Source organism: Martinezella sp. CNPSo 3890 (assembly GCF_057784455.1).
Genome location: NZ_JBXSOR010000021.1, coordinates 1 through 13,292, shown reverse-complemented (window position 1 = coordinate 13,292; position 13,292 = coordinate 1). Strand labels below are relative to the sequence as shown.

General features: G+C 59.2%; 16 protein-coding genes. 5 read left to right on the top strand and 11 right to left on the bottom strand.

The features are described from left to right. The first annotated feature begins 44 nt into the window (after nt 1–44). Nucleotides 45–920, top strand: coding sequence for a pyridoxal kinase PdxY (gene pdxY / locus AC13RC_RS30240; protein ID WP_488559462.1), 876 nt, complete (start codon nt 45–47; stop codon nt 918–920). Nucleotides 921–992: 72 nt separating this feature from the next. Continuing rightward, nucleotides 993–1,634, top strand: coding sequence for a carbonic anhydrase (locus AC13RC_RS30235; RefSeq protein ID WP_113397762.1), 642 nt, complete (start codon nt 993–995; stop codon nt 1,632–1,634). A gap of 109 nt (nt 1,635–1,743) precedes the next feature. Here AC13RC_RS30235 and AC13RC_RS30230 read toward each other — a convergent pair whose 3' ends face one another. The 10 genes from AC13RC_RS30230 to AC13RC_RS30185 form a co-directional block, all read right to left on the bottom strand. Next, complete coding sequence (locus AC13RC_RS30230; RefSeq protein WP_092718611.1) at nt 1,744–2,565, bottom strand: lytic murein transglycosylase; 822 nt, start codon at nt 2,563–2,565, stop codon at nt 1,744–1,746. A 284-nt stretch (nt 2,566–2,849) separates the two neighbouring features. Next, nucleotides 2,850–3,884 (bottom strand): aspartate-semialdehyde dehydrogenase, encoded by a 1,035-nt coding sequence (locus AC13RC_RS30225; RefSeq protein ID WP_069613887.1) that lies wholly within the window; start codon nt 3,882–3,884, stop codon nt 2,850–2,852. Between the two features lie 372 nt (nt 3,885–4,256). Then, complete coding sequence (locus tag AC13RC_RS30220; protein ID WP_113420591.1) at nt 4,257–4,766, bottom strand: Dps family protein; 510 nt, start codon at nt 4,764–4,766, stop codon at nt 4,257–4,259. 295 nt (nt 4,767–5,061) lie between these two features. After that, nucleotides 5,062–5,811 carry an SDR family NAD(P)-dependent oxidoreductase gene (locus tag AC13RC_RS30215; RefSeq protein WP_113352835.1) on the bottom strand — a complete coding sequence of 250 codons (750 nt, stop codon included), beginning with the start codon at nt 5,809–5,811 and terminating at the stop codon, nt 5,062–5,064. 157 nt (nt 5,812–5,968) lie between these two features. Beyond that, a complete protein-coding gene (locus AC13RC_RS30210) occupies nt 5,969–6,223 on the bottom strand; it encodes an ArsR/SmtB family transcription factor (RefSeq protein WP_113352834.1) in 255 nt (84 codons plus the stop codon). 146 nt (nt 6,224–6,369) lie between these two features. Then, the gene (gene lpxE, locus AC13RC_RS30205; RefSeq protein ID WP_145321754.1) at nt 6,370–7,134 is read right to left on the bottom strand and encodes a lipid A 1-phosphatase LpxE; all 765 of its coding nucleotides are present in this window, start codon (nt 7,132–7,134) and stop codon (nt 6,370–6,372) included. A 191-nt stretch (nt 7,135–7,325) separates the two neighbouring features. After that, nucleotides 7,326–8,438 carry a 3-isopropylmalate dehydrogenase gene (gene leuB, locus AC13RC_RS30200; protein WP_113389676.1) on the bottom strand — a complete coding sequence of 371 codons (1,113 nt, stop codon included), beginning with the start codon at nt 8,436–8,438 and terminating at the stop codon, nt 7,326–7,328. A 156-nt stretch (nt 8,439–8,594) separates the two neighbouring features. Beyond that, a complete protein-coding gene (locus AC13RC_RS30195) occupies nt 8,595–9,413 on the bottom strand; it encodes a sugar phosphate isomerase/epimerase family protein (RefSeq protein ID WP_069613881.1) in 819 nt (272 codons plus the stop codon). Nucleotides 9,414–9,676: 263 nt separating this feature from the next. Then, nucleotides 9,677–10,285 carry a 3-isopropylmalate dehydratase small subunit gene (gene leuD / locus AC13RC_RS30190; protein WP_488559461.1) on the bottom strand — a complete coding sequence of 203 codons (609 nt, stop codon included), beginning with the start codon at nt 10,283–10,285 and terminating at the stop codon, nt 9,677–9,679. A gap of 190 nt (nt 10,286–10,475) precedes the next feature. Beyond that, nucleotides 10,476–10,706: a hypothetical protein gene (locus AC13RC_RS30185; RefSeq protein ID WP_269245604.1), complete on the bottom strand. Its 231-nt coding sequence runs from the start codon at nt 10,704–10,706 to the stop codon at nt 10,476–10,478. 111 nt (nt 10,707–10,817) lie between these two features. Here AC13RC_RS30185 and AC13RC_RS30180 point away from each other — a divergent pair, with 111 nt between their 5' ends. After that, nucleotides 10,818–11,762 (top strand): HpcH/HpaI aldolase/citrate lyase family protein, encoded by a 945-nt coding sequence (locus AC13RC_RS30180; protein WP_145321758.1) that lies wholly within the window; start codon nt 10,818–10,820, stop codon nt 11,760–11,762. A gap of 26 nt (nt 11,763–11,788) precedes the next feature. Next, nucleotides 11,789–11,995, top strand: a complete 207-nt coding sequence (locus AC13RC_RS30175; protein WP_069611395.1) for a DUF1737 domain-containing protein — start codon at nt 11,789–11,791, stop codon at nt 11,993–11,995. A gap of 52 nt (nt 11,996–12,047) precedes the next feature. On the opposite strand, the gene AC13RC_RS30170 is transcribed toward AC13RC_RS30175, so the two are convergent. Next, nucleotides 12,048–12,485, bottom strand: coding sequence for a metallopeptidase family protein (locus AC13RC_RS30170; RefSeq protein WP_069611396.1), 438 nt, complete (start codon nt 12,483–12,485; stop codon nt 12,048–12,050). A gap of 162 nt (nt 12,486–12,647) precedes the next feature. Here AC13RC_RS30170 and AC13RC_RS30165 point away from each other — a divergent pair. Then, on the top strand, nt 12,648–13,292 hold a 645-nt coding region (locus AC13RC_RS30165; protein WP_488559460.1), incomplete at its 3' end, for a hypothetical protein.

Genomic DNA, 13,292 nt, shown 5'->3' with positions numbered 1-13,292 from the left:
CGGCGCCATGGCAGTTTGAAGCCCTGAACTTGAAAGCTAGCATCATGTCGCAAGTGTCCGCCGGCGCTGTTATCGTCATCTCCAGCCACGTCGTCCGAGGGTCCGTCGGCAATCGCGCCGCCGTTTTCGCGCTGGAGACGCTTGGCCATCCGGTGTGGGCGCTGCCGACGATCGTTCTGCCGTGGCATCCCGGTCATGGACGTTCGACGCGCTTGACCTTCAACGAGGCGGATTTCGACCATGCGATCGACGATCTCATCGCCGCACCCTGGCTTTCCGAGGTAAAGGCAGTTCTGTCGGGATATTTCGGCAATGCTGCACAGGCGCATTCCGTTGCAAGGCTCGTAACGGCTTTGCGGGAGAAGAACCCTGATCTCCTGTATGCCTGCGATCCTGTCATCGGCGATGCCGGCGGGCTTTATGTGCCTGAGGCAACGGCGGAAGCGATCCGCGACCATCTGATCCCGCTGGCGTCGCTCGCAACGCCGAACCGCTATGAGCTTGCCTGGCTTGCGGGAGCGCCCCTCGAGGATAACAACGCCATCATGGAGGCGGCTCTCGCGCTTGGCCCGTCGCGCATGCTGGTGACGTCTGCCGTGCCGATGATGGCCGGCGGCATTGGCAATCTCTATCTCAGCGGCCGAAATGCGCTGCTTGCCGAACATCGCAGCGCGGAAGGTGCGCCGAACGGGCTCGGCGATCTCTTATCCGCTGTGTTCCTGTCGCGCCTGCTTTCCGGCATGGATGAGGAGCGGGCGCTGCAGCTGACGACGGCTAGCGTCTTTGAAGTGCTGGCGCGCGCCGTCAAGCGCGGCAGCAACGAGTTGACGCTTGCCGTCGATTCCGCAAGCCTGTCGACGCCGATGGCGATGGTGCAGCTAAGGCATCTCGTCCATCCGGTGCAGCGGAAGAAAAAGTAACGGCTGGAAGCGGCGGGAGCTTTTTGCGGCGCAGCAGTTGCCATCGGCCGAAGTGCATTGTAATTCAATATCATGAAAAGCTTTCCCGACACCCTTCTGAACGGTTATCGCAACTTCATGAGCGGGCGTTACGTCGATGAGCGCGAACGCTATCGCACTCTCGCTGAGCTTGGCCAAAGCCCATCGACCCTCGTGATAGCCTGTAGTGACTCCCGTTCGGCGCCGGAGATCATCTTCGACGCCGGGCCGGGCGAACTCTTCGTCATCCGCAACGTCGCCAACATGGTGCCGCCCTACGAGCCGGATAGCAATTTCCATGCGACTTCGGCAGCGCTGGAATTCGCTGTTCTGTCGCTCAAGGTTTCCGATATCGTCGTGATGGGCCATGGCCGCTGCGGCGGCATTCGCGCCGCACTTGACCCGAATGCGGAGCCGCTGTCGCCGGGCGATTTCATCGGCCGCTGGATGGCGCTGCTGAAGCCGGCCGCCGAACAGATCCAGAGCAACGACATCATGACGCAGACCGAGCGACAGACGGCTCTGGAGCGCATCTCGATCCGCAATTCGCTCGACAATCTCCGCAGTTTTCCGGAGATCAGAGCGCGTGAGGAAGAAGGCAAGCTTAGCCTTCACGGTGCTTGGTTTGATATTTCGACCGGCGAGCTCTGGGTCATGGACCCGGCGACGCGCGACTTCATACGCCCTGAGGTTTAGAGGCCCAAGGTAAAGGGCCTGACGCTTGGCAAGGCGGAGCGTAGACCATTTAAAAAGGCGCTGCGGACCATTCGGTCGCAGCGCCTTTTTGATGTGATGAGATCACGCCTTACTTGCCGTCGATCTGCTGCCCGATATAGGCGATTGCCTGCTGATAGACCTTCGCGTCGTTCCAGCCGGCAATGGCGGAGAAATTCGGCTCGCCGGGCTGATAGCCGGCGCCGGGCTGCCATCCGTGGCCGCGCAGGAAGTTGGCGGTCGAGGCCAGTGCATCCGCGCGCGAGCCGACAAGATCGACCCTGCCATCGCCATCTTCGTCGACGCCGAAGGCGACTACGTTTTTCGGCATGAACTGCGTCTGGCCGATTTCGCCATGAGCCGCGCCGCGTGCTGACGGGCTGAGATAACCTTCGCCGACGAGCTTCAGGGCCGCGTAGAGTTGCTCGGTAAAGAACGCGGAACGACGGCAATCATAAGCAAGCGTCGAGACGGCCGAAAGCGTATGCTGGTCGCCCATATAGCTGCCGAAGCCGGTTTCCATGCCCCAGATGGCGATGATCGGGCCTGGGGGAACGCCGAAGCGCTTCTGGATCTTGGCGAAGAGGGCCGCATTAGCCTGCTTCATGCTCTTGCCGCGATTGATGATCGTCTGGCCGCCGCGCTTCTTCATGAATTCCTCGAAGGAAAGCTTGAAGCTCTTCTGGCCGCGGTCGGCGCGGATGGTGGGCTGGTTGTAATGAACGTTGGCGAAGGCCCTGTCGAGGGTAGAGGGGCTAACACCCTGTCCCTGCGCTTCCCGTTTGAATTCCTGCACCCAATTCTCGAATCCGGCGGAAGTGTTGCCGCAAGATGCGGCGTTTGCCGCAAGCGGCATTCCCAGCAGCAATCCGCCCGCCACGAGAGCTGCCATTCCAGATTTTGTGAAGCGCATTCAGTGTCCCCGAAATCTTACCGCGGTGCGAACGCGGTAACCGTTTTCAATGGCGCATAAACCCTTGAAAGCCAGGGGATCACGCGCGTTTAGTCGCCACCGGACCATGCCAGCATCCGATCATCATGTCATCATGTTTTAGCGAGTGATGTTTTCGTTTCATGTGAAACATCGCCGCCAAAATCATTCAGAAAAGCCCCGCCTTTCATCCGAAATGGCGGGGCTTCCGTTCTAACCTGCTTACCCAAAGAGGGTTGATAAACCGTAAATTGGTTTACAGATCCTTATGCAGCCTGCTTGCGCGGCTTGATCAGGCCGCGATTGACGAGCAATTCGGCGATCTGAATGGCATTGAGCGCGGCACCCTTGCGCAGGTTGTCGGAGACAACCCAAAGGTTGAGGCCGTTCTCGACGGTCGCGTCTTCACGGATGCGAGAAATATAGGTCGCATCTTCGCCGGCGGATTCGTAAGGCGTGATATAACCGCCGTTTTCGCGCTTGTCGATGACGAGGCAGCCGGGCGCTTCACGCAGGATATCGCGAGCCTGATCGGCGGTGATCTCGTTTTCGAACTCGATGTTGACCGATTCCGAATGGCCGATGAAAACGGGCACACGGACAGCCGTGCAGGTGACCTTGATTTTCGGGTCGAGCATCTTCTTGGTCTCGGCCAGCACCTTCCATTCTTCCTTGGTGTAGCCATCTTCCATGAACACATCGATATGCGGGATGACGTTGAAGGCGATGCGCTTGGTGAACTTCTTTGCCTCGATCGGATCGGCGACGAAGACGGCGCGGGTCTGGTTGAACAGCTCGTCCATGCCGTCCTTGCCGGCGCCGGAGACCGACTGGTAGGTCGAGACGACGACGCGCTTGATCTTGGCGAAGTCATGAAGCGGCTTCAGGGCGACGACGAGCTGCGCGGTCGAGCAATTCGGGTTGGCGATGATGTTGCGCTTGGTGAACTGCGTGACGGCATCCGGGTTTACTTCCGGCACGATCAGCGGCACGTCGGCGTCATAACGCCACGCGGAAGAGTTGTCGATGACGACGCAGCCCTGGGCGCCGATCTTCGGCGAGAACTTCTTCGAAACGTCGCCGCCGGCCGACATCAGGCAGATGTCGGTGTCGGAGAAATCGTAGTTCTCCAGGTTGGAAACCTTCAGCGTCCGGTCGCCAAAGGAAACTTCGGTTCCCTGCGAGCGGGCCGATGCGAGTGCCACGACCTCATCGGCCGGGAAGCCGCGTTCGGCCAGGATATTGAGCATTTCGCGGCCGACATTCCCGGTCGCGCCCGCTACTGCAACTTTGAAACCCATTTCTCAAGCTCTCTTTCTCTTCTCTCCTCTTTGGCGAGGGGGGAACCGCAGCCATAACGACCGGTTCCTGTCCCCGGCCGAGCCGGGGAGAGAGCGGCAGGCCAGAGACGTCAGACGGTTTTCGTCGTCGTTTTGGCCTTGGTTTTGGAAGAAACCGGAAAATAGACATCCCGCCCGGCACATTGCGCCAGGTGACTGAAGCTATCGAGCTGTTCGAAGCGAACCATGGAAGTCTTCCTTTTCCGTCGCCGGTTCTAAGATGTTTTCCACAGGAGTCAAGGATTTCCTCGCTTGTATCGGTGCGGAAGCGAGGAAATCGGAGGCGTCGAAACCAGCCTTCAACTTATCAAATTGGAAGGCGCCGGTTCGGTGTCAGCGGTTGGACTTGCGCGTGGTTTCAAACAGGAACCAAGTGCGGCGCTCGGTCTCGTCTATCCAGTTTTCCAGAAGGCTGGCCGTGGCGACATCGCCATATTCGTCGCAAACGTTGTGGACGGCGCGCATTTCGGCGGAGAGCTTGAGGTTATCGTCAGCCAGTTCGGCGAGCATGTCCTGCGGATCGACATATTCGGCGTCGTTGTCGGGAATGCGCTGCAGCTTGGCGATCTGGCCGATCGAGTGGAGGGTCGTTCCGCCGATCTTCCGGCAGCGCTCGGCCATAGGATCGGTCATGGCGAAAATCTGATCGCCGTGCTCGTCGAGAAGCAGGTGATAATCACGGAAATGCGGGCCACTCATGTGCCAGTGAAAATTCTTAGTCTTCAAATAGAGAGCAAAGACATCCGCCAGCAGCGCGGTCAGAGCCGCGGAAATATCGCGCGTCGCGTCTTCGCTGAGATTGGTGCGAGTGCCCAATTTCGATTTGGTATTGGCAGTATTCATAAAGACGTCCTCCATTTGTTGTTCACGACAGCGATCGTCGGCGGATCTTAGGGGAGTTCGATGACATCAGCTGCTGCGTGGGATCGCATTGAAGACAGGATTATTTTAAATCTCACAGCCGAGCTGTCGCTTCGCGGCACGATCAACTGCGATGCTAAGCGGAAAACCCGAACGTCTTTACTAAATAGGAAAATGAGGTGGTTTGGCAATTGCTTGCTAATGTATTGGCCAGGCGCGCGGTTGTGTCGCGCCCGGCAAACTGCCTCCTCTCGGAAGGCAGCACCGCGAATAGCGGCTACTTCAGACCGCCACCGACATAGAGGGTTTCGCCGGTCACCCACGCGGCATCCTGCGAAGCGAGGAAGACGGCGACCGGAGCGATATCGGTCGGCTGGCCGAGACGGCCGAGAGGTGTCTGAGAGACGAGATGCTTCTCGAAGTCGCTGCCGATCACGCCTGCCGCAACGACACCCTCTGTTTCAACGCCGCCCGGCGCCAGGTTGTTGACCCGGATATTCCGCGGCCCGAGCTCTTTGGCGAGGATCTTGGTAATGGAATCGACCGCGGCCTTGGTTGCCGTATAGACGGAGGCAGTCGGCAAGTTCATGCTGACGGCGTTGGAGCCGATGTTGATCACATTTCCACCTTCCGGGCCGAAATACCTGACGGCTTCCCGCGTGGTCAGCAGCGTGCCCAGCACGTTGATATTGAATTCACGGTGGAATTCTTCCTCGGTGAATTCCTCGATGGTCGCGAATTGGTAGACGCCGGCATTGTTGACGAGGATATCGACGCGGCCAAATGCCTGTTTCGTTTCGGCGAAGAGGCGTTTGACGTCTTCGGCTTTGGAAACGTCGCCGTGCACGGCGAGCGCCTTGCCGCCCTTGGCGGTGATTTCGGCTACTACCCTGTCGGCGCCTTCGCGGCTCGATGCGTAATTGACGACAACTGCCGCGCCCGCTTCGCCCATTGCCTTGGCGATGCCGGCGCCGATGCCCTTGGATGCTCCAGTCACGATCGCGACCTTGCCTGCCAGTTTGCTCATGTCACTTTCCTTCGAAAAACTTAGACAATTTTACAATCATCGAATCATTTGGCGCATGCGACCCGAAAACCGATCGCACCGTCACTTTGATATTTAGATAATCATCTAATTGATACAAGAGCCACGAGAAGAAATGCTGATGGCGTGTAAGGAATTGTCAGATCTTGGAAAGTTCCGCCATATAGGCGTTCAGAGTGTCGCGACGTAACACGAGATTGGCGAATTTACCTTCGCGCTGGATCTCGATGAGCCCGGCATTCTCCAGTTCCTTGATGTGATGCGACATTGTCGCGGCGCTGACGGCGTGGCACTCGTTTAGGAGGCTGCAGGGCGTAGGCTCGGTTCGCGTGCCGATCTCTTTCAGAATCTGCACACGTCGCGGTTCGGCAAGTGCCCGGGAGATCAATCCCATCTGCCTCTCGCTTAAACGTATTGGCCCGGCATCCATGGTGTTCATCGCAAACGAAATCGGGTTGACCGTCTTCGGTCATCCCTATTCTGCCAGATATATGAATGTGCGAGGGCCTTGGCAACCTTTGCGCTGCGGCCGTGACCGGCTCAGGAATCGGTCTGTCGCGTCTTGCCGCTTTTGAATAGTGGCAAGCGCGGCGTCGGCCAGCCGGCGGCGTTGATGCGAAAAAGCAAGCCGTAGCGGGAATAGATGATCGCCGTTACGAAGGAAAACCAGCCGCCGAGCGCCAGACCGGCCACCACGTCACTCGGATAATGGGCGCCGACCATGACACGCGTGATCGCCAGCCATAAGGCGCAGGCGGCGAAGATGTAGCGATAGCGCGGAAACAGGAAGGCAAGCGCCACGAACAGAGCGCCGATGGTCGTGGCATGGCCGGAGGGGAAACTTTCGAAGCTGGCACGGCCATTGAAGGGCGAAAAGCCGAAGGGTCCCCAATCGGCAAAATGCGTGGGGCGGGCGCGTCCAATGGCGCGCTTCAGCAAATTGGCGAGGATACCGGAAAGCGCCACGGTCGTCAGGAGATAGCCGCCGATCTGGCAGATGCGCAGTGCCTGGCAGCGACAGCGCTGCGAATACAGCAGCCTGCTGCCAGCCCAACCTTCGAAAAACAGGAAGGCACTGATGAGAAGGATCCATCCGGAATCGCCGAAATCCGTCAACATTCCGCCGACGAAGCGAAGGGAGGGTGACAGGCTTTTAAGGGTGGCGCCGACAGGCCAATCGAACAGGAGAGCCGAGAGAAGGACGATATTGGCGGTCAGAAAAAGGCATATTTTCCAATGGGATGGCGCAAAAGCAGCATCACTTCGCCGCCAACGCCTGTCGAGAGACGTCAAGATCGCCTGCATAATCAGTGCCTATGTCGATTTCCAATCGGTCCGATTGATAGCAGGTTGTTGTTACAGTTTTTTAGAAAATCAGGACGGAGCGTCGCGGCGATCTCGAGCTGAGACACGCCTATCCCGTTCACAAGAAAAACCCCGTTCCGCGGAACGGGGCTTCGTGTTTCACGTGAAATATACCAGGCGATCTACCTGGCTTACGCCGAAAGGGCCTTGAATTCGGCGAGGATTGCGTCGCCCATTTCTGTCGTGCCGACCTGGCGGCTGCCAGGCGACATGATGTCGCCGGTGCGGATGCCGCTGTCGAGCACGTTGGCGATCGCCTTTTCTAGCGCATCGGCCTCAGTGACGAGGCCGAAGGAGTAACGCAGGCACATGGCGAAGGAAGCGATCATCGCGATCGGGTTAGCGATGCCCTTGCCGGCGATATCGGGGGCGGAACCGTGCACGGGTTCGTAGAGCGCCTTGCGCTTGCCGGTCTTGGCATCGGGGGCGCCGAGCGAAGCCGACGGCAGCATGCCGAGCGAGCCGGTTAGCATGGCGGCGACGTCGGACAGCATGTCGCCGAACAGGTTGTCCGTCACGATGACGTCGAACTGCTTTGGCTGGCGCACGAGCTGCATGCCGCCGGCATCCGCGAGCATATGCTCGAGCTGCACGTCGGAATATTTTTCCTTATGCGTCGCGGTAACAACCTGGTTCCAGAGCACGCCAGACTTCATGACATTGCGTTTTTCCATCGAGCAGACGCGGTTGTTGCGGGTACGCGCCAGTTCGAAGGCAACGCCGGCAATACGCTCGATCTCGTAGGTGTCGTAGACCTGGGTGTCGATGCCGCGCTTCTGGCCGTTGCCGAGGTCGATGATCTCCTTCGGCTCGCCGAAATAGACGCCGCCCGTGAGCTCGCGCACGATCAGGATGTCGAGACCCTCGACCAGTTCCGGCTTCAGCGACGAGGCCGACGCCAGCGCCGGGTAGCAGATGGCTGGGCGCAGGTTGGCGAAGAGCTGCAGATCCTTGCGCAGGCGCAGCAGGCCGGCTTCCGGGCGCACTTCATAGGGAACGCTATCCCACTTCGGGCCGCCTACGGCGCCGAAGAGCACGGCGTCGGCGGCAAGCGCTTTCTGCATGTCCTCTTCGGAGATGGCGGCGCCATGCGCATCATAGGCGCTGCCGCCGACAAGACCTTCATCCGTAACGAAGCCGGCATTCTTCGCCTCGTTCATATAGGCAATGATCTTGCGAACTTCGCCCATGGCCTCGGGGCCGATGCCGTCGCCCGGCAGGAGGAAAAGATTGCGAACTGTCATGGGAAAGCCTCCGCGAAAGAAAAAGTTGCGGGGTTTTTAGACCTGCAAATGCGGCTTTTCAAGCGAGGAAGGGGTCGAAACGGTACGGTTTTCGGGCTTTTGAGACCAGTCACCCGCCCTTGGACCACGAGGGCGGGTGGCTTGCGTTGCTTATCCTTACTCAGCCAGCCCGAGCGAGGCGAGGTAGGCGGCCGATGCCGGGATCTTCGACTTGTCCTTGATTTCGATGATCAGGCGCGGATTGCTGTTAAGCTTGGCAATAGCGGCAAAGACGGCGCGCCAGTGGATGTTGCCTTCGCCGAGGCTCCAGTGGCGATCGGCATAGCCATCCGCATCCTGCAGGTGGACATGTTGCAGGCGATTGCCGGCGGCGTGGACGTAGTAGTCGACCGGCGGAGCGCCGGTATAGCCGTGGGCGTAATGGGCATGACCGGTGTCGATGGAAACGGCGACGGCGGGCGAATTGAAGCTGTCGGCGAGGCCGACGCGGATATGGGGATCCTTGTCCTCGATGTTCTCGATGACCATGGTGAGCCCGATGTCTTCGGCGCGCTTGACGGCCTCTTTCAGCGTCAGATGCGTATATTCGATGATCTTCTCGCGCTCGCCCTTATTGTTGTCGAGGTTGTTGTAGGACCACGACGTATAGGGGCTATGGATGACCATTTGCGTGGCGCCGATATTGGCACAGACGTCGAGTGCCTGCAGCAGGCGCTTTGTGACGACGCCGCGGACGTCCGGGTCCTGTGAGGCGATGACAAAGCCCCAGAACGGGCCGTGGATGCCGAGGCGGCCCTGATGGCCGTCAAGCAGCTTGCGGGCGCGTTCGGCCAGCGGAGCCCAGTCGCCGTTGAGGATTTCGGCTTCAACGAAGCTCTGCAGCTCTAGGTCACGCGGCTTTTCGAGCAACCAGTTACGATGGATTTCGACGTCGTCGAGCGTCATGGCGGCGCCAACAATGGGAAGGGAGGTCATGGAGAGGCTCCATTGCGTGGAGAAGATTTAAGGGCGGGAGAAGAGGCCCGAAGGTCTCGGCACGCCTGTATGAACCCCCTTCTTGTCGATCATATTACAACGGTTGGGAAAGATGGTGTCCCGTTTCCGGGATTTGCGTTTTCCGCTCCCTGAGGTGCCGCAGCCGCGGATAGTTCCCTCTCTCTGCAGGCGGCGGGCGTTTTGGCATGAAAAAAGCCGGGCGCGAGGCCCGGCTTCGAAACGCGAAATAGTGATGAAACCGATCAGGCGGCCCAAGGGCGCGATGCGGCGTTCGACTTTTCGAAATTGTCGATCGCGGAGGATTTTTCCAGCGTCAGGCCGATATCATCAAGGCCGTTCAGCAGGCAGTGACGCTTGAATTCGTCGAGTTCGAACTTCAGCGAGCCGCCGTCCGGGCCGGTGATTTCGAGGTTTTCGAGGTCGATCGTCAGAATGGCGTTGGAGCCGCGCGAAGCGTCGTCCATCAGCTTGTCGAGATCTTCCTGGCTGACCTTGATCGGCAGGATGCCGTTCTTGAAGCAGTTGTTGTAGAAGATGTCGGCGAAGCTGGTCGAGATGACGCAGCGGATGCCGAAATCGAGCAGTGCCCAGGGCGCATGCTCGCGCGAGGAGCCGCAGCCGAAATTGTCGCCGGCAACGAGAATCTTGGCGTTCTGATAGGCCGACTTGTTCAGCACGAAATCCGGGTTCGGAGAACCGTCTTCATTGTAGCGGGCTTCAGCGAAAAGGCCCTTGCCAAGACCCGTGCGCTTGATGGTCTTCAGATAATCCTTCGGGATGATCATGTCGGTATCGACATTGACGACCGGGAGGGGTGCTGCGACACCGGTCAACTTCACGAACTTGTCCATGGGGTCCTGCCTTCATTCTCGTCTAAGCACGAATTATCCTGCCAATAGAGCAAATCCGGCCCGAAATGAAGGAGAATCTTGGAAATGCTCTAAAAGGCGGCGCTTTGGGCGCTTTGCCCTTCAGCACGTGGCCTGAATTGGACACATGATCAAGGGATTCGGCAATAGGCCGCCCTGCCCTGTTTCAATCTCAGAGATCGATGATGGTGCCGCGACCGTCGTTCCAGATGCGCATTTCGCGCTCGCCGTTCGTCTTCGCGCGCACCGGTGCCGGCTTCATGCGCAGCGAAATCGCGCGGGCCGCCATTAGCACGGTCAGTATAGCACCGACAGCAAGCGTAACCGAAACGGTAAGCAGCGCCATGGCTGCAAACACGGTGATACCGGCAAGCGCGATGAACAGGGAACGGATATTCTGCATGGTCGAGACCTCTCTACACCAAGCAATGTGGTCTTCATCTCTGCCATCTGCAAGAGGAGCATGGCTTTTTGTTGACTTGCTTGTCGATTAAAAGCGCGGCAAAACGGCACAATGAGCCAGTCCGAGAGCCAAACCTCCCCTTCCCGCCCTGCCCGCCTGCGCCGCTCCATCTTGAGCGTTCCCGCCATCAACCGCCGTGCCCTGGACAAGCTTTCGAGCCTGGATTGCGATGCCGTCATCTTCGATCTCGAGGATTCCGTTTCGCCGGAGAAAAAGGCCGAGGCGCGGGAAAATCTGCGGGCCTTCTTTGCCGCCTCCCCGCTTCCCGGCAAGGAGCGGATCATCCGCATCAATGCGCTTTCCTCGAACTTCGGTGCCGAGGATATGGCGCTGGTCGTGGAGCTGGAGCCGGATGCGGTGCTGCTGCCGAAGGTGGATGAGCCGCAGGATGTGACTGGTGTCAGTGACCGGCTTGCGGAAGCCGATGCGCCGGAAGACTTGCGCATCTGGGCGATGATCGAGACGCCGCGCGGCATCCTGAATGCAGCCGCGATCGCCGAGGCTGGCCGCACGGCCGGCAGCCGGCTCGATTGTTTCGTCGTCGGCCTAAACGATCTCAGGAAGGAAACGGGCGTCCTGCCGCAGCCCGGCCGTCCCTATCTCGTGCCCTGGCTGATGCAGGTGATATTGGCCGTCAGCGCTTACGGCCTCGAGGCCATCGACAGCGTCTTCAACGATTTCAAGGATACTGAAGAATTCGCGGCAGAATGCGGCCAGGGGGTTGCCATGGGCTTTGCCGGCAAGATGCTGATCCATCCGAGCCAGATCGAAGCCGCCAACTGGCATTTTGGCCCTGACAAGGCCGCTGTTGCCGAGGCGGAATCCATCATCGCCGCCTTCGCCGCACCGGATGCCGCCACTCTCAATGTCGTGAACCTCGGCGGGCGGATGGTGGAGCGGCTGCATCTTGTCCAGGCAGAGAGACTCGTCCATAAAGCTCGCCTGATCGAGCAGCGCTCTTCGGGCGCCGCCGGAACGCCCCGTAGCGATGTGTGATTGCTAAATACAAGAAAGATGCCTTGATGAAACTCTACCGCTTTCTCACCGGCCCCGATGACGCATCCTTTTGCCACAAGGTAAGCGCGGCGCTGAACAAGGGCTGGGAGTTATACGGCTCGCCGACCTATGGCTTCAATTCAGCAAGCGGGCGGATGGAATGCGGTCAGGCTGTCGTCAAGGACGTGGCCGGCAAGGATTACGATCCGGATATGAAGCTTTCCGAGCAGTAAGCACCGGCTGAAATTCTCATTCTTCCCGATCGTCTTGCGGCCGGGACCGATATCAGCGATCCGTCGCTTCCTCGGCGCTCGCCTCGATGCGCTCCATGTCCTCGTCGCTCAGGCCGAAATGGTGGCCGATCTCATGGATCAGGACATGGGTGATGATGTCGCCGAGGGTTTCTTCGTTCTCAGCCCAGTAATCGATGATCGGCCGGCGATAGAGGCGGATCTTGTTGGGCATGTCCCCCGTCTGGGCGGTGAAGCGCTCCGATATGCCGCGGCCTTCGAAGAGGCCGAGCAGGTCGAAGGGCGTTTCCAGCGCCATGTCCTCGAATACCTCGTCATCCGGGAAATCTTCGATGAGGATGACGAGATCACCGGTGAGCGAACGGAATTCGTCTGGCAGGTGGCTGTAAGCCTCCATTGCCAGGGATTCGAATGTACTGATGGAGGGCGAGTGGCGATCCCGCCAATCTTCGCTCTGGTCGACGCGAGCCATGAATATTCCTTCCTTGGCTGGTCATATAGAGACTTTACGCCGCTTTTACGAGTGTAGATTGCGGCAGAGGAATATTTTCTCATGAAATGGTGTTGACTCTTTCTGCAAGCTCTGGAATCCATAAGAACATAACAGGAACATTATCGATCTGGAGTGAACGTCATGGCCGAGGCTGCCGTGGCGCGGGAAACGCTTTTCGCCCTGCGTGAAACCATTGCCCGACTGGAAGGCAGGCCGATCCCGGCACTGGCCGCTGCGGCGCATGAAACGCTGACAGACAAGCCGGCGAGGCAGATGGCGGCTATTGCGAAATCCCTGCCTATTCAGCCTATGCGTGAACAATCGCTCCTTCCGATCGGTGTCGACGAGCTTGATGCGGCGCTGCAAGGCGGTTTGCCGCTCGATGCGCTGACGGAAATCCGCTCGCTCGGCCTCCGCGATGCCGGTGTGGCCAGTGGTTTTGCCCTGGCGCTTGCCGCGCGGCTGCATGCGCAAGCTTCGGATCCGGTCCCGGCCAAGTCTCCGGTTCTGTGGATCGGCGATACGGTCGCGACGATGGAGGCTGGCCTGCCCTATGCCATCGGCATCAGCGATTTTGGGCTGGAGCCTCAGGCTTTTCTGCAGGCGTCGCCCCGCAAGCTGAACGATGCGCTCTGGGTGGCGGAGGCGGCGCTTGGCAGTGCTGCCTTTGCCGCCATCATACTGGAAGTACGCGGCAATCCCGCCCGTTTCGGCCTGACCGAAAGCCGGCGGTTGGCGCTGAGGGCCAAGGCGGCGGGGCGGCCCTTATTTCTGTTGCGACAGGGA

What these genes read in the sequence shown, in the direction of transcription:
- pdxY (WP_488559462.1), top strand. Translation starts at nt 45, where the DNA reads ATGTCGCAAGTGTCCGCCGGCGCTGTTATCGTCATCTCCAGCCACGTC.
- AC13RC_RS30235 (WP_113397762.1), top strand. Translation starts at nt 993, where the DNA reads ATGAAAAGCTTTCCCGACACCCTTCTGAACGGTTATCGCAACTTCATG.
- AC13RC_RS30230 (WP_092718611.1), bottom strand. Translation starts at nt 2,565, where the DNA reads ATGCGCTTCACAAAATCTGGAATGGCAGCTCTCGTGGCGGGCGGATTG.
- AC13RC_RS30225 (WP_069613887.1), bottom strand. Translation starts at nt 3,884, where the DNA reads ATGGGTTTCAAAGTTGCAGTAGCGGGCGCGACCGGGAATGTCGGCCGC.
- AC13RC_RS30220 (WP_113420591.1), bottom strand. Translation starts at nt 4,766, where the DNA reads ATGAATACTGCCAATACCAAATCGAAATTGGGCACTCGCACCAATCTC.
- AC13RC_RS30215 (WP_113352835.1), bottom strand. Translation starts at nt 5,811, where the DNA reads ATGAGCAAACTGGCAGGCAAGGTCGCGATCGTGACTGGAGCATCCAAG.
- AC13RC_RS30210 (WP_113352834.1), bottom strand. Translation starts at nt 6,223, where the DNA reads ATGGGATTGATCTCCCGGGCACTTGCCGAACCGCGACGTGTGCAGATT.
- lpxE (WP_145321754.1), bottom strand. Translation starts at nt 7,134, where the DNA reads ATGCAGGCGATCTTGACGTCTCTCGACAGGCGTTGGCGGCGAAGTGAT.
- leuB (WP_113389676.1), bottom strand. Translation starts at nt 8,438, where the DNA reads ATGACAGTTCGCAATCTTTTCCTCCTGCCGGGCGACGGCATCGGCCCC.
- AC13RC_RS30195 (WP_069613881.1), bottom strand. Translation starts at nt 9,413, where the DNA reads ATGACCTCCCTTCCCATTGTTGGCGCCGCCATGACGCTCGACGACGTC.
- leuD (WP_488559461.1), bottom strand. Translation starts at nt 10,285, where the DNA reads ATGGACAAGTTCGTGAAGTTGACCGGTGTCGCAGCACCCCTCCCGGTC.
- AC13RC_RS30185 (WP_269245604.1), bottom strand. Translation starts at nt 10,706, where the DNA reads ATGCAGAATATCCGTTCCCTGTTCATCGCGCTTGCCGGTATCACCGTG.
- AC13RC_RS30180 (WP_145321758.1), top strand. Translation starts at nt 10,818, where the DNA reads ATGAGCCAGTCCGAGAGCCAAACCTCCCCTTCCCGCCCTGCCCGCCTG.
- AC13RC_RS30175 (WP_069611395.1), top strand. Translation starts at nt 11,789, where the DNA reads ATGAAACTCTACCGCTTTCTCACCGGCCCCGATGACGCATCCTTTTGC.
- AC13RC_RS30170 (WP_069611396.1), bottom strand. Translation starts at nt 12,485, where the DNA reads ATGGCTCGCGTCGACCAGAGCGAAGATTGGCGGGATCGCCACTCGCCC.